20 protein-coding genes are annotated in these 19,962 nt (G+C 66.9%); 11 read left to right on the top strand and 9 right to left on the bottom strand.

From position 1 onward, the window contains the following. Window positions 1-196 precede the first annotated feature (196 nt). Window positions 197-2,293 (bottom strand): DUF4129 domain-containing protein, encoded by a 2,097-nt coding sequence (locus CP556_RS14080; RefSeq protein ID WP_343124875.1) that lies wholly within the window; start codon window positions 2,291-2,293, stop codon window positions 197-199. A gap of 165 nt (window positions 2,294-2,458) precedes the next feature. Between CP556_RS14080 and CP556_RS14075 the strand changes: the two genes are divergently transcribed. From CP556_RS14075 to CP556_RS14065, 3 genes are read left to right on the top strand one after another with little or no spacing between them, the layout of a single operon-like run. Further along, window positions 2,459-4,045, top strand: coding sequence for a DUF58 domain-containing protein (locus CP556_RS14075; protein ID WP_098726201.1), 1,587 nt, complete (start codon window positions 2,459-2,461; stop codon window positions 4,043-4,045). Then, the gene (locus CP556_RS14070) at window positions 4,042-4,623 is read left to right on the top strand and encodes a DUF8163 family membrane protein (protein WP_098726200.1); all 582 of its coding nucleotides are present in this window, start codon (window positions 4,042-4,044) and stop codon (window positions 4,621-4,623) included. The genes CP556_RS14075 and CP556_RS14070 overlap by 4 nt, the downstream gene beginning before the upstream one ends. Then, window positions 4,620-5,570 carry a DUF7982 domain-containing protein gene (locus CP556_RS14065; RefSeq protein WP_098726199.1) on the top strand — a complete coding sequence of 317 codons (951 nt, stop codon included), beginning with the start codon at window positions 4,620-4,622 and terminating at the stop codon, window positions 5,568-5,570. Before CP556_RS14070 ends, CP556_RS14065 begins: the two co-directional genes overlap by 4 nt. Window positions 5,571-6,060: 490 nt before the next feature. Here CP556_RS14065 and CP556_RS14060 read toward each other — a convergent pair whose 3' ends face one another. The 3 genes from CP556_RS14060 to CP556_RS14050 are packed head-to-tail and all read right to left on the bottom strand — an operon-like array spanning window position 6,061 to window position 8,559. After that, window positions 6,061-7,098: an AAA family ATPase gene (locus tag CP556_RS14060; protein ID WP_098726198.1), complete on the bottom strand. Its 1,038-nt coding sequence runs from the start codon at window positions 7,096-7,098 to the stop codon at window positions 6,061-6,063. Next, window positions 7,095-8,219 carry a DUF4350 domain-containing protein gene (locus tag CP556_RS14055; RefSeq protein ID WP_098726197.1) on the bottom strand — a complete coding sequence of 375 codons (1,125 nt, stop codon included), beginning with the start codon at window positions 8,217-8,219 and terminating at the stop codon, window positions 7,095-7,097. The genes CP556_RS14060 and CP556_RS14055 overlap by 4 nt, the downstream gene beginning before the upstream one ends. A 58-nt stretch (window positions 8,220-8,277) precedes the next feature. Next, window positions 8,278-8,559, bottom strand: coding sequence for a DUF8044 family membrane protein (locus tag CP556_RS14050; protein ID WP_098726196.1), 282 nt, complete (start codon window positions 8,557-8,559; stop codon window positions 8,278-8,280). A gap of 268 nt (window positions 8,560-8,827) precedes the next feature. Between CP556_RS14050 and CP556_RS14045 the strand changes: the two genes are divergently transcribed. The 3 genes from CP556_RS14045 to CP556_RS14035 all read left to right on the top strand — a co-directional run bounded on the left by CP556_RS14045 (window position 8,828) and on the right by CP556_RS14035 (window position 12,161). Further along, the gene (locus CP556_RS14045; RefSeq protein WP_098726195.1) at window positions 8,828-9,613 is read left to right on the top strand and encodes an ABC transporter ATP-binding protein; all 786 of its coding nucleotides are present in this window, start codon (window positions 8,828-8,830) and stop codon (window positions 9,611-9,613) included. A gap of 146 nt (window positions 9,614-9,759) precedes the next feature. Next, entirely contained in the window at window positions 9,760-10,932 is a 1,173-nt protein-coding gene (locus tag CP556_RS14040; RefSeq protein WP_098726194.1) for an FtsX-like permease family protein, read from the top strand. Further along, window positions 10,929-12,161, top strand: a complete 1,233-nt coding sequence (locus CP556_RS14035; RefSeq protein WP_098726193.1) for an ABC transporter permease — start codon at window positions 10,929-10,931, stop codon at window positions 12,159-12,161. Before CP556_RS14040 ends, CP556_RS14035 begins: the two co-directional genes overlap by 4 nt. Before the next feature lie 58 nt (window positions 12,162-12,219). On the opposite strand, the gene CP556_RS14030 is transcribed toward CP556_RS14035, so the two are convergent. From CP556_RS14030 to CP556_RS14010, 5 genes are all read right to left on the bottom strand, one after another. Beyond that, entirely contained in the window at window positions 12,220-12,963 is a 744-nt protein-coding gene (locus CP556_RS14030; RefSeq protein ID WP_098726192.1) for a beta-ketoacyl-ACP reductase, read from the bottom strand. A 305-nt stretch (window positions 12,964-13,268) separates the two neighbouring features. After that, a complete protein-coding gene (gene phaC, locus CP556_RS14025) occupies window positions 13,269-14,756 on the bottom strand; it encodes a class III poly(R)-hydroxyalkanoic acid synthase subunit PhaC (protein ID WP_098726191.1) in 1,488 nt (495 codons plus the stop codon). Next, window positions 14,753-15,301: a poly(R)-hydroxyalkanoic acid synthase subunit gene (locus CP556_RS14020; protein ID WP_098726190.1), complete on the bottom strand. Its 549-nt coding sequence runs from the start codon at window positions 15,299-15,301 to the stop codon at window positions 14,753-14,755. The genes phaC and CP556_RS14020 overlap by 4 nt, the downstream gene beginning before the upstream one ends. Before the next feature lie 43 nt (window positions 15,302-15,344). Then, window positions 15,345-15,830: a hypothetical protein gene (locus tag CP556_RS14015; RefSeq protein ID WP_098726189.1), complete on the bottom strand. Its 486-nt coding sequence runs from the start codon at window positions 15,828-15,830 to the stop codon at window positions 15,345-15,347. Continuing rightward, on the bottom strand, window positions 15,827-16,156 hold the full coding sequence (locus tag CP556_RS14010; protein ID WP_098726188.1) for an AbrB/MazE/SpoVT family DNA-binding domain-containing protein: 330 nt from the start codon (window positions 16,154-16,156) through the stop codon (window positions 15,827-15,829). The genes CP556_RS14015 and CP556_RS14010 overlap by 4 nt, the downstream gene beginning before the upstream one ends. Window positions 16,157-16,422: 266 nt before the next feature. Here CP556_RS14010 and CP556_RS14005 point away from each other — a divergent pair, with 266 nt between their 5' ends. The 5 genes from CP556_RS14005 to cdd all read left to right on the top strand — a co-directional run bounded on the left by CP556_RS14005 (window position 16,423) and on the right by cdd (window position 19,930). Next, a complete protein-coding gene (locus CP556_RS14005; protein ID WP_098726187.1) occupies window positions 16,423-17,061 on the top strand; it encodes a MaoC family dehydratase in 639 nt (212 codons plus the stop codon). A 105-nt stretch (window positions 17,062-17,166) separates the two neighbouring features. Next, window positions 17,167-17,469: a UPF0175 family protein gene (locus tag CP556_RS14000; RefSeq protein ID WP_098726186.1), complete on the top strand. Its 303-nt coding sequence runs from the start codon at window positions 17,167-17,169 to the stop codon at window positions 17,467-17,469. Beyond that, window positions 17,466-17,984 carry a PIN domain-containing protein gene (locus CP556_RS13995; protein WP_098726185.1) on the top strand — a complete coding sequence of 173 codons (519 nt, stop codon included), beginning with the start codon at window positions 17,466-17,468 and terminating at the stop codon, window positions 17,982-17,984. The genes CP556_RS14000 and CP556_RS13995 overlap by 4 nt, the downstream gene beginning before the upstream one ends. Window positions 17,985-18,100: 116 nt before the next feature. Then, window positions 18,101-19,498, top strand: a complete 1,398-nt coding sequence (locus CP556_RS13990) for a phosphohexomutase domain-containing protein (RefSeq protein WP_098726184.1) — start codon at window positions 18,101-18,103, stop codon at window positions 19,496-19,498. Window positions 19,499-19,540: 42 nt separating this feature from the next. Further along, window positions 19,541-19,930 (top strand): cytidine deaminase, encoded by a 390-nt coding sequence (gene cdd, locus CP556_RS13985; RefSeq protein WP_098726183.1) that lies wholly within the window; start codon window positions 19,541-19,543, stop codon window positions 19,928-19,930. Window positions 19,931-19,962: the final 32 nt, after the last annotated feature.

Below are 19,962 nucleotides of genomic sequence, written 5' to 3'. Positions count from 1 at the left end.
TCCCCTCGAACGGTAATTCGAGCTACGTTTCCCGTCCTCCATCCGCTCGCTTATATCTTTTTCACACGGATGACACCATCAATATTCTTGATAAATATGTACTGAAATAAGATCTGGCGGTCGGGGACGAATGATCTCCGCGAACGAGGAACGGAGCGTCACAAACGGGGAAACGGCGTCTCCCGCGAACGGGCCGTCAGTCGTCCGCGGGAACGCCACCGTCCGAGGACTCGTCGAGATCGCACAGCTGCCGCGCTCGCTCGAGGACGCTCGCCGCCTCGTCCGGAGACACGCCGCCGGGATCGAACGCGGCGCGTTCGTACTCCCGCGTCACGTCGCGGAGTAACGCGGCGTCCGCCGCGTCGGCGGTTCGAAGCCGCCGATAGAACTCCCAGTGAGTCAGCGCGTCGGGCCCGTCGATCTGCGACGCCAGCGCCCGCCGAACGGCGGCGTACCCCGTTCGCGCCGCATCGTCCGGCCGGCCGTTCGACAGCTGTTCGCTCGCTCGCTCGAGGAGCGGTTCGACGGTGTCGGACGCCGGGTCCGGCGAACGGTCCGCGACGGTCGTCCCGCCCGCGGTGGAGTCATCGCCGCCCACCGGCACGGTCGGGACGGAATCGACCCGGCGAGAGCGGCGGTACCACCAGACGCCGAGCCCGACTCCGAGCAGGGCGAGGAGCCCGCCGCCGAGCCAGACCGACAGCGGCAGTTGGAGCCCCGTACCGCCGACAGAGACGACCGATTCGGCCGTCGCCGACGCGACGTTGGAGCGGCGTTCGTCGTAGGCGGCAGTGACCGACACGTCACCCCCAGAGACCGAATCCGGAACGGACACGGTCCCGCTGAACGTCCCGTCGGCGGCGGTCGTGACGGTTCCGGCGCTCAGCCCGTCGATCCGGATCTGGACCGTCTCACCCTCGACCCCGTCGCCGCCCGCCGTCTCGAGCGTGCCGTTGACCGAGACCGTCCGATCGCCGCTCGACGCAGCCTCGATCGAGAGCGCGCTCTCGGTCTCCTCCACCGTCACGGTCGTCGCGTCGGCCGTCGCGGCGAGGGCCCGTTCCTCGAACGGCAGGCGGACGCCCAGTTCGCTCTCCCCGTCGGGGACGGACGCCGGAACCGTGGCCGTCCCGTTGAACTCGCCGTCCGTGACGTTGGCCGTCCCGATTCGCTCGCCCCCGAGGACGACGTCGAGCGCGACGCCGTCGACGGGGATGCCGTCGACCGCCAGCTCGCCGGTGACGGCCACCTCGTCGCCGTACGACACGGAGCCGGTACTATCGTCCAGCGACACGGTCGGCTCCGCCTGGCGCTCGATCGAGACGTTGACGGTGGCCTCGTCGTCCAGATACACCGACTGGGTCCGCGGCACGTACTCGACCGTCAGATTCTCCGCCGACAGCGACTGGTTGGTCGGACGGTACTCGAACGTAAACCCGCCCGTCGAGTCCGTCGTCACCCGCTGTGTGTGGTTCCTTACGGCGAGGGTAATCTCCCGATCCGCGATCGCCGTCCCCTCCGCGTCCCGCAGTTCGCCCGTCGCGACGAGCGGCTCCGTGAACGAGATCGCCTCGCGCTCCGGCGACAGCGTCAGCGACGTTTCCTCGAATTGCTGGTCGCGAACCGTCGCCTGTTGGGTCCGAACGTCTTCGGTGACGGTCTCGACCGCCGCGATCGACTCCGAGAGATCGGTGCCCGTCTCCGACTGGATCCGCTCGTAGCTCTCGCGAACCGAGCCGCCGAGAGCGTCGATCTCCTCCGCGAGCGCCTCGAGTTCGCGGGCCAGTTCGCGTGCGCGTTCGTCCTCGCCGGCCTCGTAGGCGGTATCGTACTCGTCTTTCGTTTCCCGGTACTCCCGGACGGATTCGGACAGGTTGGCCTGCGTCTCGCCGGCCGCCTCGAACTCGTCGCCGATCCCCTCGTTCTCGGTCTCGCCCGAGACCTCGACGTACTGTCCCAACTGCTCGCGGTACTCGTCATCGACGTACTCGCTGGCTGCATCGTACTCGCCCTCGCTCAACTGGATCGCCCCCTGTCCGAGCTGGCTGCCCAGCTGACTCGCCAGTTGCGATTGAACGCCCCCGAGGTCGCCGTCCTCGGAGTACTCGTCCGGGTTCCGATGGGAGGGCGTCTCGTTGGATTCCCCGTCGGCTCCGTTCTGCTGGACGGCGAGCTGGGGGCCGGCGTCGCCGTCGGCCGCGATAGACGTGCCCGTGAAAGCGATCCCGCCGATAACGGTCATCGAGACGACGAGGAGGGCGACCACTAGGACGCGGCCGACGGCGGTAGTCACAGCGGAGCGGTTCGCAGCGCACACGGATAAGGTATTCTCTCGAGAGCGGGTCTAGCACGTCTCGTCCACCGCGGGTACCGCCTGTCCCTCTTCGTCTTCCCGCCCCGACTCGAATCGCGACGTGTAACCAGTACTTTGAACACGGTCACCGGGATCTGTTCAGACATGTATCCCACGCGCCAGGGATGGACGGTCGCCGCGCTCGCCGCGGTGCTCGCCGTCCTCGCCGTGGTGTTCGCACGTCCGTTCGTGCTCGCCGGCGCGGCCCTCGTCGGCGCGTGGCTGCTGGCCCACCAGTATCGCTTCGGCCGGGACCTCGAGCGAACGGTCGACTCGCTGTCGATCGACCAGTCTCCCGCCCGGACCAGCGTTCGAACGGGAGACGAGGTCCCGGTGACGCTCGCTGCGACGCGCGGGGCCGAAACGGCGCTCACGCTCGAGATCGCCGCCGGAGTGCCGGTCGCGGCCGACGCGACCAATCGGCTCGTGCTCACGCTCGAGCCCGAGAGCGAGCGCGCGGATCGAACGCGGACGATCGGGTGGCCCGTCGCCGGCCACCACTCCTTCGACGGGGCGACCGTGACGGCGACGGACGGGCTGTTCCGCGAAACGCTCACCGCGGGTCCGCGACCGACGGTGACGGTGGAGCCGCCCACCCCGCGGACGATCCACGTCGGCGAGGGCGGCGACCGGACCGCCGCCTCCTACGGGACCCACGAGGCCGGCCGAGCGGGATCGGGGATCGAGCTCGCCGAGCTGCGCGAGTACGTCCCGGGCGATACGGGGGCGGAGATCGACTGGAAGGCGACGGCGCGACACACGACGCCGTACGTCCGCGAGTACGAGACCGAAACCGCCCGCCAGACGCTGTTGGTCGTCGATCACCGCGCCGCGCTGTCGGTCGGGCCGCGGACCGAAACGAAACTCGAGGCGCTCCGCGAGATCGCGCTCGTCATCGCGGGGAACGCGCGCCGACTCAACGACCCGATCGGCCTGGTGACGGTCGGCGACGACGGCATCACCGGCAGCCTCGATCTGGCCTCGCCGGCCGCCAATTATAGCTCGATCCGGCGTCGGCTCCTGGCGCTCGAGCCGACGGCCGACGGGGACGCGACTCCCGCGACGGCCATCTCCGGTCGGGCCGACGCGACGTCGGCGAGCGGTTCGAGAGACGAAACGTCCCCGTCGGCCGGTCCGTCCGATGCGGGCGCGTCGTCGGCCGAAGCCGTTGCGACGAGCCCGTCCGCTGGGATCAGCGGCGGTGCCGGGAGTGCCTCTGTCGCGCGACGGCGCACTACCCCCGCGGAGGTTCACCGCTCGCTCGCAGATCTCGAAGGGGCCGATGACGCGTTCGCGAGCACGCTGCGTCCCTTCTACGCCGACCGCCGGGTGTATCGAGAGCGCATCGTCGAGGACCCGCTGTACGCAGCGGTCCGCAAGGGGATAGCGAACGCGGAGGGCGCGGTCTGGAGCGTGATCTGCACTGACGACTCGCGGCCGGCGGAGCTCCGCGAGACGGTCGCGCTCGCGCGGCGGGGCGGAAACGAGATCATGGTCCTGCTCGCTCCATCGGTGCTCTACGAGCCCGGCGGTCTGGCGGACGTCGAGCGCGCCTACGATCGGTACGTCGAGTTCGAGGAGTTCCGTCGGGAACTCGCTCGAATGGACGGTGTGACGGCGCTCGAGGTCGGTCCGGCCGACCGGCTGTCGGCCGTCCTCGAAGCGGGCCGAACGAGCGGTGGTCGCGCATGAGTACCCGAATCGACGCGGTTCCGGCCGCGACGAGCCGCGACTGGCTGACGATCGCCTCGCTCGCAGCCCTCGTCGCCGCGTTCGGTGTCGTCGCCGGTCCGCTCGGCCTGCTCGCGGGGATCGCTACTGCTGCGGTGGGCTACCTGCTCGGCCCGCCGTACGCCCTGGCGTTCGGCCACGTCGCGCTCGTCGCGGTCGTCCCGAACGGGATCGAGCCGCTCTCCGTCCTCCCCGTCGAAGCCGCGTTCGTGGCCGTCCTGCTCGCGCCCCTCCGTCGGACCGACAGCCCCGGTCGGATCGCGCTCGCCGCGGTCGCGAGTGCGATCGCGCTGGCGGGAACGGCATGGTTCGTGGTCGACTCGCAGTCGGTCGGACTGGCCGCCGCAACGGTACTCGCGCTCGGCGTGTTCATCGCGTACGGGCTCCACCGGTACGAGCTCGTTCGGCTCGGACTGGTACCGGCCGACGGCGACGGCCCGTCACCGCCGACCGGCCGTAACGCGACCGCCGATTCACCGCCCGAATCATCGACAGAGCCGCCCGCGGAACCGACCGCCGACCCCCCGACAGACACATGAGTACGAGTGATATCGATCTGGACGAGCCGACGACCGACCCGGAGACCGACGGAACGGACGAACGAGACGACCGGCTCGAGCTCGCGGCGAGAGCGGAGCTCTTGGAGCGGGAAAACAGGCGACTGCGGGCGGAGTACGCGCGCGCTCGCCAGTCGCAGTATCGCCGCACTGCGGCGGGGCTCGGCCTCATTGGCATCTGTACCGCCGTCGCCGCGATCCTCTTTCCCGCAAACCGGGACGTGCTCTTCGCGCTCGCCGCGGTGGGGCTGTTCGGCGGGGTGCTCACCTACTACCTGACGCCGGGCTCTTTCGTCACCGCGGCCGTCGGCGAACGCATCTACGCCGCGATGGCGACCAACGAGGCCGTAATCGCCGACGAACTCGGGCTGAGCGACGACCACGTCTATCTCCCGACCGACGATACCGCCGGTGTGCGCCTGCACGTCCCCCAGCGGACGACCGATACCGTGCCCGACGAACTCGACGGCCCGATTCTGACCGATCCCGACCACCGCGGGCTCGTCCTCGAGCCGACCGGCGCGGCGCTGTTCGCGGAGTTCGAACGCACGCTGACCGACGAACTCGCGACCGCGCCGGCCCCGCTCGCCACCCAGCTCGCGGACGGCCTCGTCGAGCAGTTCGAACTCGCGGGCAGCGCCGAACCCGACGTCGACCCCGCCGCGAGTCGCATCACCGTCGCCGTCACCGACAGCACGTTCGGCGATATCGACCGCTTCGATCATCCGATCGCCTCGTTTCTCGCGGTCGGGTTCGCCGCCGGACTCGAGCGACCGATCCGACTCGAGATAGCCCCCGGCGACGAGCGGAGCGACTGGCTGGTGACGTGTCGCTGGGACGCCGATGGAGATGTTCGCGAGGACGAAACAGACGTGAGAGACGACCGCAAGGAGTCAGACGTGCAGGAGCAGTCGGACGACAGGCGCTAGCCGCCACGGGTCGCCGTCGAAACCGACGCGGATCTATTCTCGGGACCGGACCGGGATTCGGTCACTACGGGAGTTCGCGCGTGAACCGCCGGTGTAGACGGTCGTACGAGGAGACGATCGAAACACCACTCGAAAGCGATCACTCCGGACGACTAGTGGCGATCGTTACTCCTACCGTCGAACTCGGACGACGCCCGCGAGTACACTAGCTGATGTCCGACCCGCAGTTCGTACAGAGATCCGATTGCCATGGCACCGTTTCCCTGATTTCCTGTTCCGAATCACAGTTCGGACAGTATCCGATCGTTTTAGTTCTGTTTGACATCTTTGCTGAACACTCTTCGAATCTGACCTCCACGAAATGGTATTTAGTTTGTCATCCCTTAATTCCGGACGGAAGACTGATCGCGGTGAGAACGAAAGGACCGAATACCGATGGAAAGAACTGCTAAACTGCAGTTAATAACTTATTACCAGGGGTCGAACAGTGCTATTCGCCGGCGTCGTTACCGCCGTCGCTCGCCGCGAGCGAGTCGACTTCGTGACCCGCATCGGTGCTCGGTGGCTCGATCGTGTCGACGATCTCCCGGACGACATCCGCGGAATCGACATCGCTCAGATCCGCATCGGTGCTCAGTACGAGCCGGTGGCGCAACACCGGTTCGACCATCGACTTCACGTCGTCGGGGATCGCGTAGTCGCGGCCGTTGATCGCGGCTCGCGCCTTGGCCCCGTTGAGAAACGCGAGCGTCGCACGCGGTGACGCGCCGTGGGCGGTATCCGCGTGCTCCCGGGTCGCGGCGACGAGATCGAGAATGTACTCCTTGACCGGCGGTGCGACGTGAACCGCTCGAACGGTCTCCTGTGCATCGATGAGCGTCTCGGGCTCGACGACCTGCTCGACGTCGTCGGGGCCCAGTTCCGGCTCCTCGTCGAACCGGTCGATCAGCTCCCGTTCGTCCGGCCGATCCGGGAGATCCAGCGTCAGCTTGAACTGGAAGCGATCGCGCTGGGCTTCCGGCAGGCGAAACACGCCCTCCGATTCGATCGGGTTCTGCGTCGCAACGACCATGAACGGGTCGGGCAGCGAGAGCGTCTCCCCTTCGATGGTCACGCGTCGCTCCTGCATCGCCTCGAGCAACGCGCTCTGTGTCTTCGGCGTCGCGCGGTTGATCTCGTCGGCGACCACGAGGTTCGCGAAGACGGGACCGCGCTGGAGTTCGAACGTCCCCGGACCCTGCCGGTAGATATGCGTTCCCGTGATGTCGGCCGGGAGGGTGTCAGGCGTCATCTGGATCCGATTGTAGTCGAGGCCGGTCGTCCGCGCGAAGAGGTTCGCCAGCGTCGTCTTGGCGATGCCGGGGACCCCCTCGAGCAGGAGGTGGCCGCGAGTCAACAGCGCGATCGTCAGGTACTCGACCGCCTCCTCGTTGCCGATGAGAACGCGGTCGATTTCCGCCTGCAACAGATCGTACACGGCTTCGGGATCGCTACTCGTCCCGTCGGCCGGATCGGTGGTCCCGCTCATTCGTCGGTCACTTCTTCCGAACGGGGATGGTTAAGCGCTGCTATCACTCGCTGGATCTGGTCTTCGTCCCACTCCGGGTATCGTCTCCGGAGGTACTCCGCGCGCTCGGCGTCGGAGAGACCGGGAGTCGCCGGTCCGCCGACGCGACTGTCGGCCGGACGGAAGCGCGCTGGCAGCCGCGACCGCGCGGCTTCGAGGACGGAGCGAACCCGCACTCGAGAGAGCATCGCGACGAGCCCGATTCCGACGCCCCCGATGAACAACTGTGCCAGCGGCGAGTCGCGGATCGTCAGTATCGCACCGATCAGCGGGGGCACGCTGGGGCCGTGCGAACGGTCGAAGACGACGTGATCCGCGTCGGCGTACAGCCCGCGCACGAACGCGGCGTTATCCGGCTCGTCGTACATTGCGTTGATCGTGATACTGGGGTCTCCGACGACGACGACGCGGCCGTCACTGACGTTCTCGACCGTGGCGACCGGGTACGATCGAAGCTCGGTTTGTTCCGTCAGTTCGTCGCCCTCGGGACCGAGATACGCGAAGTCGCTGCTCGAGACGAGTACCGTCGCGTTCCCGGGATCTACTGCGGTTCCGTAGTTAAACGTCAACTGGTCGACGTCGGCCGTCATCGTGTGGTTCCCGACGCCCGTCGCGACCGGCATCGTCGGCCCGCGGAAGTGGTGGCGTTCGTCGCGAAGAAGCTGTCCGTTGACCCGCGCTTCGGTGCCGATATCGGCCAGCAGCGCGTTCCCTGGCTCGCCGAAGTTCTCGAGGACGACCAGCGTCCCGCCGTCGGCGACGAACTTCCGAATTCGGTCGGCGTCCGCGCCCTCGTACGGCCGCTCCGGTGCGATCACGAACGCGACCGTCTCATCGGCCGGCAGCTCCCCGTACTCGGCGGTGTCGCGGACGAGGTGGCTCTCGACGCCTTCGTCGTTCGCGGCGTCCTGCCGGAGTGCGGACGAGCCGTCCCACGAGGGATTGTACGGACCGAACGCGGCCGACGACGTCGCGGACACGGCGCCGAGCGAGACGAGCAACGCGACGGCGAGTGCGACCAACAACACCCGTGGCCAGTCGATTCCGGGGCCGTCGCCGAGCACTCCCCTGTGCCAGCTCATCGGGTCACCCCCGCGGCTCGAGCGAGCGGTCGGTCTCGCGAGCGGCTCACGCCCCCGCTCACAGCGGGAGCACCCCCGGCGGCAAGATTCCGATGATCCGGCGGACGACGACGACCGCGAAGCCGACGAGGCCGAGCAGGATGAGCCATCGGAGCCGGCGACGCCACGTCGGCGTGACGTTGAACGGGGCCGTCAGCTCCGTGATGATCAGGAAGCCGATCAGCGAACACACGAAAAACAGCTCGTAGGAGAGCGCGTTCAGCAACGCGAGCGCGAGGACCGTCGCAACCATCCACGCGACGTGCACGCGGACGAATCGCATCCGTCGCTGTGTTGGCATCTACTCCAATACGTGACACAGGGCTACCTAAACGTAGCGCACTTTCGCCGCGTCCGATCGGCGGCGCGTCGCCGCTCGACGGGCCCGGAGTCACGGTAACGAGCGCTTTCGAGACGGAGCCCGCGTTCCGAGGGGCTACTCGGCCGCTGGTGAGCGAGCCGGTGTCCCGTCGATGGTCACGGCCCGCGGCACGCAATCGCATGCAGGCCGCAGTAGGGAACTCGAAACAATGATCGACTGCCGACTCTCTCTCGGACGAGGCAGTTGTATGGTACACGATTCCCACCCGAACGCGGATAACGGTGCTCGAGCGCGGGCGATCGGCGAGGAACTCCCTCGAGCGACCGCCGAGTTGCCGGTCACCGTCCGGTGTGAGGATGTCACCCACCGGTACGGCGGCGACTCGTCCAGATTTCGAGCCGCGTCGTCGCGAACGGTCACCGCGCTTCGAGACGCGTCCTTCAAGGCACACGCCGGCGAGGTCGTGGGCCTCGTCGGACCGAGCGGCAGCGGCAAGTCGACGGTGCTTCACGTCGTCGGCGGGCTGCTCGAGCCGAGCGAGGGGACCGTCACCGTCCTCGAGACGGATCTGACGGCGCTTTCCCCGGCCGAGCGGACGCGACTGCGCCGCGATCACGTCGGCTTCGTCTTCCAGCAGTTCCACCTGCTGCCGTCGCTGTCGGCGCGGGACAACGTCGCGCTACCGCTGATCGAACGCGGCATCGGACGACGCGAGCGCCAGCGGCGGGCGGCCGCGGTACTCGAGCGGGTCGGGCTCGGCGATCGCACGACGCACAAGCCGGGCGAACTCAGCGGCGGGGAGCAACAGCGCGTCGCGATCGCGCGGGCGCTGGTGACCGATCCCGAGATCGTCCTCGCCGACGAGCCGACCGGCGAGCTCGACACCGAAACCGGCGCGCGCGTCCTCGAACTGCTCGTCGATGTCGCGGACGATCGGACGGTGCTCGTGGCGACCCACGACGAGCGGGCGATCGAGGTGACGGACCGCGTGCTCCGGCTACTCGATGGGGTGGTAACGACCGATGCGCGATAAGCGGGTGAGACGCGGTGGCTGACAGGGCGGCGGATCGGGACGGCGGAGGCCCTCGAGGCCGCCGGCTTCGGCGGTGGCTTGGGCTGGGCCGGCTCTCGCTCGGCCGACTTGTGTCGCAGCTGCGGCGATTACCGAGACAGACCGCCGTGACGGTCTCCCTCGTCGCGCTCACGATCGCCCTGCTGGTGGTCGTGACCGGGATCGCCACCGGCCTCGCGGCCGATTCGACGGCCGACGACGAGGCCGACATCCGCGTCGTTCCCGAGGGGGGCGGTACGCTCTCGTCCGTTGTCGATGTCGAGAGCGCGCGGCTCGGCGACGCCCACGAGAGCGCGGCGGCGATCGAGCGCCGCGACGACGTCGCGTACGCGACGCCGGTCCTCACGGAGGCCGTCAGAATTCGAACGGCGGGGAGCGACGAACCCGAAACCGTGCTCGCGATGGGCGTCGTTCCGCCGGCCAAACCGACCGAGATCGAGGGCGTCTCGACTGCCTCGCTCGAGTCGGGTGACCCCCACTACGCGAACGGGAGCTACGACGGGCCGCGGACGGGCGAAATCGTGCTGACGGACGCCGCGGCGGACGGGATCGACGCGTCGGCGGGAGACGATCTCGCAGTGCGGGGTTCGATGCTCCAAGCGGCGAACCGGTCCGGAGCGGGCGATCGGTCTCCGACACACACCGTGACGGCCGTCGAGGACGTGTCGGCCACCGATTTGAGCGGTGAGCTTCCGCTCGTCGTGCTCCACCTGAGCGAACTCCAGTCGATGACCGGTGCCGAGGACGCCGATCTCGCCGATCAGGTACTCGTCGAAACCGAGTCGGGGACATCGACGGCGGCCGCCGAAGACGCGTATCCGAACGCGACGATTCAGTCCGGAGACGACGGCGGGTTCGCGTCGATTCGAAGCGATGACTTCGCGCTCGCGACGAGCCTCGTCGCGCTTGTCGTCGCGGTCGTGATCTGCTCGCTGTTCGTGGCGACCTCGTCGGCGCTGACGATCGACCGGGACCGACAGGCCATCGCAGTGCTCGCGGCGGTCGGATTCTCGGTTCGCTCGCGCCTGGCGATCGTCGCGCTGACGACGCTGAGTCTGACGCTGGCCGGAGCGGTTGCCGGCGTCATCCTCGGGATCGTCGGCATCTCGCTCACGAACTACGTGGCGACGGCGACCGTCGCACCGGGCCCGATCGCGACGTCCCGGCCGGCGTTCGCCCCGTACGCCATCGGGGTCGCGCTGATCGCCGGCATCCTCGCGCTCCCGTACCCGCTGTATCTCGTCGCTCAAACGAACGTCGTCGCCGAACTGGGTCGATAACCGTGGGTCGACGACTCACCAAAGGGCGCGCGGTCGCGGGGCTCGCGGTCAGTCAGGTGCGCCACGAGCGCGGCCGGACTATTCTCGTCGTCCTCGCGATCGCGCTGGCCGTCCTCGCCGTCACGCTGCTGGCGAGTCTCGGGCTCGGGGTCCTGCAGACCGGCGAAGAACGGTTCGACCGGGCCGGACAGGACGTCTGGATTTCGGGCGAGGCCGTCGAACTGACGGCGACCGGCGGTCTCGAGAACCCGATCACGGACTCCCATCGGATCGCCGGCGACCTCGAGCGCCGCGACGACGTCGAGAGCGCCTCGCCGCTCGCGTTCCACGCGATCTACGTCGGGACGGAGCCGGACGACCTTGAGCTCGTGACGGGGGTCGGTGTCCCGGGAACACAGGACGCCCGCACCGACACCGGTGACGGCTTCTCGGCCGGCGACGCCCACTACGCCGACGGGAGCTACGACGGGCCGATGAGTCGGGAAATCGTCATCGATCCGCAGACGGCCGAGACGTTCGATGTCGCCGTCGGAGACGAGATCCACGTCGGGACGAGTCGGGAGACCGCCGCGGAACGGGAGTTCGAGGTCGTTGGAATCTCCTCGACGTACTCGTCGTTTCTCGGCACGTCGACGGTGACGATGCCGCTCAGCGAGTTACAGGAGCTCACCGGGACGACGGGATCGGATCGGGCGACGTTCGTGACCGTCACCACGGCGGACGACGCCGATCGAGGCGCCGTTAGCGACGACATCCAGCGGTCGTATCCGGAGTACGATGTCCGGACGAGCGACGAGCAGTTCGAGTCGATGCTGAGCGAGTACCTGCTGGTGCTCGCCAGCGGAGCGACGCTCGTCGTGCTGGCGCTGGTCGCCGGGATCGCACTGACGACGAACACCCTGGTTCTCGTGGCCGTCCAGCAGCGCGAGGAGCTCGCGGCCCTGCGAGCGCTCGGCCTCTCGCGCGGATTGATCGCGGGCGTGGTCGGCGGCCAGGGGTTCGCACTCGGTGCGCTCGGCGGGCTCCTCGGTCTCCTCGCGACGCCGGTCTGTGCGTTCGGTCTGAATCAGGTGGCAGTCCGGTTCGTCGGCTTCGAAACCCTGCTCCGAACGCCGCCGAGTATCTACGCGGCCGGGCTCGCGATCGCGATCGGAATCGGGACCCTCGGTGCCCTGGTCGCTGGCTGGCGGGCGGCGCGGTACGCTCGCGTCGACGCGCTTCACGCCTGACAGCGGCCGAGCGCATCCGCGTCCGGACGGGGACCGCCTATCGGCGTGCGGCCCGCTGCTACAGATCCATCCCGCCGTTGACGTCGATCACTTCCCCCGTCACGTACGAGGAGTCCTCGCTGGCGAGAAACCGAACGACGGCCGCGATGTCCTCGACATCGGCCAACCGCGCGAGCGGGATCCCGGCGATGATCCGGTCGAGCACCTCGTCCGGGACGCTCTCGAGCATGTCGGTCGCAGTGAAGCCGGGCGCGACGCAGTTGGCCGTCGAGCCGCCCTGGGCGAGTTCGAGGGCGATCGTTCGGGTGAAGCCGAACATGCCGCTTTTCGCGGCGGCGTAGTTGGCCTGGCCGAAGTTCCCCTGTTTGCCGACGACGCTCGAGATGTTGATCAGTCGGCCCTCCTCGGCGTTCCAGATATCGTCGTAGAACAGTTGGGTACAGTTGAACATGCCGCCGAGGTTAACGTCCATGACGCGGTCCCACTCCTCGCGGGACATCTCCGTGAACTGCTTGTCGGCCGTGATCCCGGCGTTGTTCACGAGCACGTCGGCCGGGCCGAACGCCTCGTGGCAGATTTCGACCATGTGTTCGACCTCGGCGCGGTTGGAGACGTCGGCCTTGGCCGCAACGGCAGACCCGCCCGCCGATTCGATCGCATCGACGGCGTCGTGTGCCGCCCCTTCCGATGATCGGTAGTTAATGACGACGTTCGCACCTTCCTGACCGAGATACTCCGCGATACCCCGACCGATTCCCTTCGCCGAGCCCGTGATCACACAGGTACGACCATCCATGGACATGAGTCGCACATTCAACGTCCGATGGTAAATAACGACCCGTTAGTTATCAAGATATCGAGCCTGAGACAAACCCGACTCGAAGCTGGTGGCAACGCTGTATGGCCCCGTCGAGCAGTGCCAAATCGGGCGCAGTTCACCGCCGATCCAGTTGTGCTGCACCACCGATCCAGTTGTGCTGCACCACCGATCCAGTTGTGCTGTCGAGTGAGTCGCGGACGCGAGCGACCGCTACGGAGTTCGATCTCTGGGGACTCTACGGGCAGGAAAATCGAAACGGGAACCCGTGGAGAGGGAAACGGGGTGAGCTACTCGTCTCGAGCCTGGTCCTTCCAGTCCTCGATCCGGCTGGGCGAGATCCCCGTTTCGGCGGCGAGTTCAGCGACGTCGGCGGCCGCGAGCTGCTCGAACGTCTCGATCTCGGCCGCGGCGAGGTCCTCCGCGTACGCTTGCCCGACGCCCGTGAGATCGGTGAGATCGTCGGTTTCGGACTCGATCTCGGAAGCGGCCTCCTCGCCGGCGACTTCCTCGACGACATCCTCATCGACAGTCATCTCGCCCGGCTCCGCGGGCTCGTCCTGAACGTCTTCTTCGGCGCGCTCGACGATCTCGTCGTCCGAGCGGTCGCTCGTCTCGGACTCGAGAGCAGTGTCGGCAGCGGCGTCAGTGTCCTCGGATTCCAGCGTCTCGGGTTCGGACTCAACGTCGGCGTCGGTCGACCGGGCTTCGAACCAGTCACAGACCTCCGGCCAGAGTTCCTCGTGGCTCCGCGAGGAAACGGACATCCCGATGTGACCCGTCGCGAACTCGAGGATCTCGGTGTCGGTCGAGGAGACCGCGTCGTTGAACGGCTTGGACGCCTCCGGCGGGATGAGATGGTCGTACTCCGCGACGATCTGGAGGACGGGCATGTCGATATTCGTGATATCGACGTGTTCGCCGCCCAGCTCGAGTTCGTTCTCGTAGAGCTTGTTCTCCTGGTAGATATCCCGGATGAACTCCTCGTAGGCGACGCCGGCCATGTCGATACCCTCGTCGAGCCAGCGCTCCATGCGAGCGAAGTTCTCGACGAAGTCCTCGTCGTCCATGTTGTCGTAGAACCGGACGTACTTCGTCACGTTGTTCGCGACGGGATCCATCAGTGCGAACCCGATATCGAGGAACTCCGCGGGAACGTTGTCGAAGGTATCGGTGACCCGTTCGGGGTCGTAGTAGTCCTCGCCACCCCAGAGCTCGAGGACGCCGCCGTCGCCGGCGAAACAGAGGCCGGCGGCCATCAGCGCGAGGTTCTCGACTTTCTCGGGGTACAGCGAGGCGTACATGGCCGACTTCGTGCCGCCCATGCAGTAGCCGAGGATGTTGATCGAATCCCGCCCGGAGCGCTCGCGGACGACGTCGACGCAGTTGTCGATGTAGCGGTTGACGTAGTCGTCGATAGACAGCGAGCGATCCAGCTTGGAGGGCTCGCCCCAGTCGATCAGGTAGACATCGAAGCCGGCCTCGAGCAGCGTCTGGACCACGGAGCGGTCGGGCTGGAGATCGAGGATGTACGGCTTGTTGATCAGCGCGTAGACGATGAGGATCGGAACGTCGTGTTGCTCCTCCGTCATCGGCTCGTAGTGGAGGAGCTCGAGTTTGTTCTCCTCGTAGACGACCTCGCTGGGCGTCTGCCCGACGTCGATGTTCTCGACGGTTTCGGTGCGCTCGGGCGCGACCTTCGTCTTCTCGGCCAGATCGGCGGTCGCCTCCCAGGCCTGCCGTTGCACGTTCAGTGCGGTTGCGAAGGGGTTGTTCATTGCTCGTCTTCGACGTGCTCGAGCACGCGGTCGAGTTTCTGCTCGACGGCGTGCTGGCGGCGCTCGAGTTCGACGAGGCGGTCACCGATTTCGACGACGTCGCCCTCGGTCGCGAAGCCCAGCGAGGTGAGCGTCTCCTGGGCGGCTTCGTCGGCCTGTTCCTGCAGTTCGAGGACGTCGCCGACGGTCTCGCCGGTCATCTTGGCGAAGGCGGTCGTCGACATGACCTCCTTGAACGCCTCGTTCGCCGTGTTGAGCCAGATGTCGCGGAACTCCTCGATGTCGACGTCCTCGCCCTCGAGCTGGTCGTTCGCCCGCTCGACCATCTGCTGAGAGGCGTTCATCCACGTCTCGTAGGCGCGAGCGTAGCCCTCGACGCCGTCGGAGATCTCGGTGTCGTCGCTGGCCTCGCCGACGGTCTCCGACCAGCTCTCGACGAACTGCGCCTGCGCTTCCATATTGTCCTCGAGGGCCTCGAGGAACTGCTCGTTCCACTGTTCCGCGAACGCGTTCCAGTCTTGCATCGGGGGTTGTGAGTCTGACATGGGTGAAAATTGACGGTTGTACGGTAAAAAACTGCGCCCGGATCTACGCCGAGACGTCGAACTCGTCGGCGGCCTCTTCGACGTTTTCGGCGACGGCACCGACGTTCTCCTCGACCTGCTCGTGGGCCTCGAGGTAGGCGTCGAACGACGTGTCGACGACCTCGGTGTAGCTCGCGGCGAACTCCTCGTAGGCGACCTCGGACTCCTCGAGCGCTTCGAGGTAGGCGTCGATCGACTGCGACTGGGCCTCGGTGGCCGAGTCGAAGCCGTCGTCGACGAGTTCGCGGAGTTCGCCGAAGTCGGCGGCCTCCTCGGGCAGCGACGCCTCGAGGGCGTCGAAGTAGGCGTGAATTGCGCCCTTGGTCAGTTCGGCGTTTGACTCGGCGAGCGAACTCGATGTCTCGACGGCGTCGGCGAAGGCGCTGATCGAGGTCTTCTGGGCCTCGAGAGCGTCGTGGGTGAGGGACTGGCTCTGTTCGATTGCGGTGCGCTGTGCGTCGAAGACTGCGGTGAATGGGTTCTGTGTCATGATTGATCCTCTCGGTTGCGTTTGACGGGAACGACGATCGTCTGGACGATATCGCCCTCTTCGATGTCGAGGGCTTCCCGTTCGGGGCCGGGAATGCTGATCCGACCGCCGCTCTGGACGCGGGCCTTGAACGTCGCCGTGCCCATGTTCATGGGACCGAACGCCGAGGCGTTCTCGAGCGGGTTCGCTGACGTGGCCTGCAACAACTGTTTCATCATCTCCTGCTGGGATTCGGCGACCTGCTCGCCGGCTTCCTGCATCTCCTGCATTCCCTCCGTAAACATCGCGGGTGGGAACCAGGGCGATCGGTCGGAGTCGTCCGTCATCAACAGTATAGTGGATCGCAGACACCATAAGGCTTTCCACTAGATACCATCTAATGGTAGAGAGTGGTTTTGGCTGGATTGGTACACCGGTCACTGACTCGGACGAGCGACGGCCGCGATCAGAACCTGACCGTATCGATCCAACTCAAACACCGAAATCGGGCGGAAGTGCGCCACCAAGAAGGAGTTACTGCAGATTCAAGTCGGTAAAACGGTGTTGAAACAGCCAAAGAAGTCATATATGCGCCACGCCTAGCCGCCCGTAGATGTCACACCAGAACGCTGGCGAAGACAACCTCGCTGCCATGACGAACGCGTGGTCGGCGATGACGCGAGGATTTCTTCGAACTGCGACTGCGGCGAATCGTGCCGCCGTCTCCGCGATGCTGCCAACCATCGACGGGGAGAACGGCTCGGAAACGAACAGGACCGCCCCGCCGATCCCGTCGGTCGAGTACTCCGACCTCGACTGGCAGTTCGATCGCACCGTCGACGATCCCGATCACATCAGCGTCAGCGACACCGTCACGTTCGAGAAGGCGCTCACCGACGCGGACGTCCGCGCGTTCGCCGCGGTCAGCGGCGACACGAACCGCCTCCACCTCGACGACGAGTTCGCCGCCGATACCCGCTTCGGCGAGCGCATCGTCCACGGCACGCTCGTCTCCGGGCTCATCAGCGCCGCCCTCGCTCGGCTCCCCGGACTCACCATCTACCTCTCACAGGACCTCGAGTTCAGCGGCCCCGTCGGCGTCGGCGACCGGGTATCGGCCCGTGTCGAGATCGTCGAAGACCTGGGGAACGAGCAGTACCGCCTCGAGACGGTCGTCCGCGACGAGGACGACGACGCGACCGTGATCGACGGCGAGGCCGTCGTGCTGATCGACGACCTGCCCGCGGAGTAACGTTTTCCGTCGGCCCGAAGCCAGCGTTTTCGCGTGTATAGCAGTTCGACGAGGAGAGACGGTGGGCGAAACGCACTTGTGTTACGATGTACTACACTGTATACAATGTCGTCGATCAGCGCTCGTATCCCGGACGAGGACGAAGCCGCTCTCGAGGAAGTGTCGGAGTTGCTCGGCGAAGACAAGAGTACAGTAATTCGAAAGGCGCTCCGTGAAGGGCTGTCCGATCTCCGCACCCGACTCGCCGTCCAGCAGTACCAATCCGGTGAAATCTCGACGAATCAGGCCGCGCGGGTCGCCGGCGTGAGCGTCGCCGACTGGCTCGAGATCGCCCGCGAACATAATCTGACGACGCAGCTTTCCCCCGACGATCTCGCCGCCGACGCTGAGACCGCTCGGGAGTTATGACGCGAATCTACGTGGACGCGACGACACTCATCGCGCTCGGAACGATCGGGGAACTGGCGTTACTGGAGTCGTTCGACGGGACGCTCGTCGTCTTGCCGTCGATCCGAGACGAAGTGACGACCGAACCGGCCGAGACGAACCTCGAGCGGCTGTGCGAACGGGATTCGATCGAGACGACGGTCCCGGACATCGAGCTAGACGACGAGAGAGCGAAAGACGTCCTCGGCGAGCCCGATGTGAACGGGGATGTCCGCATTATTGCGGCAGTGCTCGCCCATCTCGAGGCCGACGATCACGTGGCGATCGTCTCTGATGATCGTCGACTGCGAACGGTCGCGGACGGGCTCGGAGCGACGGTCACCGGAACGATCGGCGTGGTCGTCAGTGCGGTCGAGGCGGGGCTCTCCGAAGACGACGCGAAAGCGGTCGTGCGTCGCGTCGACGAGCACGGGCTTCACATGACCGCCGAACTTCAGGCCAAAGCGGATGAGCTAATCGAAGCAGCTGCCGACTGAGCGATCGTCCGTATCGCGAGTCGCGAACGCCGAAGTGACGCCCGACTCGCCGACTGTTCTTGCGCCGAGTCGGAGAACCAAAACAACCTAAGTAGCTCCTCGCGGAACGGCCGGGCATGAGCCTCTTCGGAACTGCGGGAATTCGCGGCCCGGTCGAGGACGTTTCGCCCTCGCTCGCGCTCGCCGTCGGTCAGGCTGCCGGTGACCCCGGCGAAACGTTCGTCGTCGGTCGCGACGGCCGGGAGACGGGGCCGGCGCTCGCGGCGGCGATGGAGGCCGGTCTCGAGAGCGCCGGGGCCGACGTTCGCCGGCTCGGACAGGTACCGACCCCGACGCTCGCCTTCGCCTCGCGCGGGCGACGCGGCGTGATGCTCACGGCGAGTCACAACCCGCCCACCGACAACGGCATCAAACTCTTCGCCGACGGTGTCGAGTACGACGGCGACGCGGAGCGGACAGTCGACGACCGCGTCGCGAGCGAGGGCACACGACTCGCTCGCTGGGACGAGTGGGGCGAATCCGAACGCCTCACCGTGCTCGATCGGTATCTCGATGCCGTCGAGGGCTACATCCGCGAGCGCTTCGGTGACCGGACTCCGAACCCCGAAGACGCACCGCCGGACGAACCGCTCGCGGGGCTTCGAATCGCCGTCGACTGCGGCAACGGCGTGGGCGCGCTCGCGACGCCGCAGGTCCTCGAGCAACTCGGCGCGAATATCGTCGCGATCAACGCGTCCGTCGACGGCCACTTTCCTGGTCGGGAGAGCAAACCCACGCCGGAGACGCTCTCGGAGTTTACCGCGTTTCTCGACGATGGCAGCTTCGATCTCGGACTTGCTCACGACGGCGACGCCGACCGCCTCGTCGTCCTCGGTCCCGACGGGTCGGTGATTCACGAGGACACCGTCCTCGCCGTCGTCGCGGCCCGCTACACGGCCGACAGCGACGCCGATGATCCCGTCGTCGTCACCACGCCCAACGCCTCCGCGCGCATCGATGAACTGGTTCGCGCGGCCGGCGGCAGGGTCGAACGCGTCCGACTGGGGTCGCTCCACGAGGGAATCGCGCGCGAACGCGCTCGAGGAGGCGAGGACACCGAACTCGTCTTCGCCGCCGAACCCTGGAAACACATCCACACCGCCTTCGGCGGCTGGATCGACGGCGTGGTCAGTGCCGCGGTCGTCGCCGCGCTCGTCGCCGACACCGGCGATACCGATCGACTCCGGGACCCCGTTACCGAACGCCCCTACCGAAAGGTCAGCATCGAATGTCCGGACGCGGCCAAAGCCGACGTGATGACCGCCCTCGAGACCGAACTCCCCGCGGCGTTTCCGGAGGCGACGGTCGACACGGACTACGGCGTCCGCCTCGAGTTCGCGGACGCGTCGTGGCTGCTCGTTCGACCGAGCGGAACGGAGCCGTACGTCCGCCTCTACGCGGAGAGCGATTCCGTCGACGCCCTCGTCGACGACGCGCGTTCGGTCATCGAAACGGCGGTCGAAAAGAGCCGGTAATCGGTCGACATCCTTTGGTAGCCGCCCGCCGAACCCGTCGGCATGGACGAGTTGATCGCTGCCGCTCGCGACATCCAGGAACGCGCTCACGTCCCTTACTCCGAGTACCGGGTCGGTGCCGCCCTCGAGACGACCGACGGCGAGGTCTTCGTGGGCTGCAACCTCGAGAACGCGAACTTCAGCAACAGTCTCCACGCGGAGGAGGTCGCGATCGCGGAGGCGGTCAAGAACGGCCACCGGGAGTTCGCCCGGCTGGCCGTGAGTTCGGACCGCCGCGACGGCGTCACGCCCTGCGGGATGTGTCGGCAGACGCTCACGGAGTTCTGCGACGACGACCTCGTCGTGATCTGTGACGAGGGCGGCGACGACATGACCGAGTACACGCTGGGCGAACTGCTGCCGAACACGATCACCGAGGAGACGCTCGAGTAGGCCTCGAGCCGAGGGACGCCCGAACCGTCAGC

The organism is Natrinema sp. CBA1119 (assembly GCF_002572525.1).
Taxonomy (GTDB): domain Archaea; phylum Halobacteriota; class Halobacteria; order Halobacteriales; family Natrialbaceae; genus Natrinema.
This window is presented reverse-complemented; position numbering and strand designations above follow the sequence as displayed.

What these genes read in the sequence shown, in the direction of transcription:
- CP556_RS14065 (WP_098726199.1), top strand. Translation starts at nt 4,620, where the DNA reads ATGAGTACGAGTGATATCGATCTGGACGAGCCGACGACCGACCCGGAG.
- CP556_RS14000 (WP_098726186.1), top strand. Translation starts at nt 17,167, where the DNA reads ATGTCGTCGATCAGCGCTCGTATCCCGGACGAGGACGAAGCCGCTCTC.
- CP556_RS14060 (WP_098726198.1), bottom strand. Translation starts at nt 7,098, where the DNA reads ATGAGCGGGACCACCGATCCGGCCGACGGGACGAGTAGCGATCCCGAA.
- CP556_RS14030 (WP_098726192.1), bottom strand. Translation starts at nt 12,963, where the DNA reads ATGTCCATGGATGGTCGTACCTGTGTGATCACGGGCTCGGCGAAGGGA.
- CP556_RS14010 (WP_098726188.1), bottom strand. Translation starts at nt 16,156, where the DNA reads ATGACGGACGACTCCGACCGATCGCCCTGGTTCCCACCCGCGATGTTT.
- CP556_RS14015 (WP_098726189.1), bottom strand. Translation starts at nt 15,830, where the DNA reads ATGACACAGAACCCATTCACCGCAGTCTTCGACGCACAGCGCACCGCA.
- CP556_RS14070 (WP_098726200.1), top strand. Translation starts at nt 4,042, where the DNA reads ATGAGTACCCGAATCGACGCGGTTCCGGCCGCGACGAGCCGCGACTGG.
- CP556_RS14020 (WP_098726190.1), bottom strand. Translation starts at nt 15,301, where the DNA reads ATGTCAGACTCACAACCCCCGATGCAAGACTGGAACGCGTTCGCGGAA.
- CP556_RS14055 (WP_098726197.1), bottom strand. Translation starts at nt 8,219, where the DNA reads ATGAGCTGGCACAGGGGAGTGCTCGGCGACGGCCCCGGAATCGACTGG.
- CP556_RS14045 (WP_098726195.1), top strand. Translation starts at nt 8,828, where the DNA reads ATGGTACACGATTCCCACCCGAACGCGGATAACGGTGCTCGAGCGCGG.
- CP556_RS14005 (WP_098726187.1), top strand. Translation starts at nt 16,423, where the DNA reads ATGTCACACCAGAACGCTGGCGAAGACAACCTCGCTGCCATGACGAAC.
- phaC (WP_098726191.1), bottom strand. Translation starts at nt 14,756, where the DNA reads ATGAACAACCCCTTCGCAACCGCACTGAACGTGCAACGGCAGGCCTGG.
- CP556_RS14050 (WP_098726196.1), bottom strand. Translation starts at nt 8,559, where the DNA reads ATGCCAACACAGCGACGGATGCGATTCGTCCGCGTGCACGTCGCGTGG.
- cdd (WP_098726183.1), top strand. Translation starts at nt 19,541, where the DNA reads ATGGACGAGTTGATCGCTGCCGCTCGCGACATCCAGGAACGCGCTCAC.
- CP556_RS13990 (WP_098726184.1), top strand. Translation starts at nt 18,101, where the DNA reads ATGAGCCTCTTCGGAACTGCGGGAATTCGCGGCCCGGTCGAGGACGTT.
- CP556_RS14075 (WP_098726201.1), top strand. Translation starts at nt 2,459, where the DNA reads ATGTATCCCACGCGCCAGGGATGGACGGTCGCCGCGCTCGCCGCGGTG.
- CP556_RS13995 (WP_098726185.1), top strand. Translation starts at nt 17,466, where the DNA reads ATGACGCGAATCTACGTGGACGCGACGACACTCATCGCGCTCGGAACG.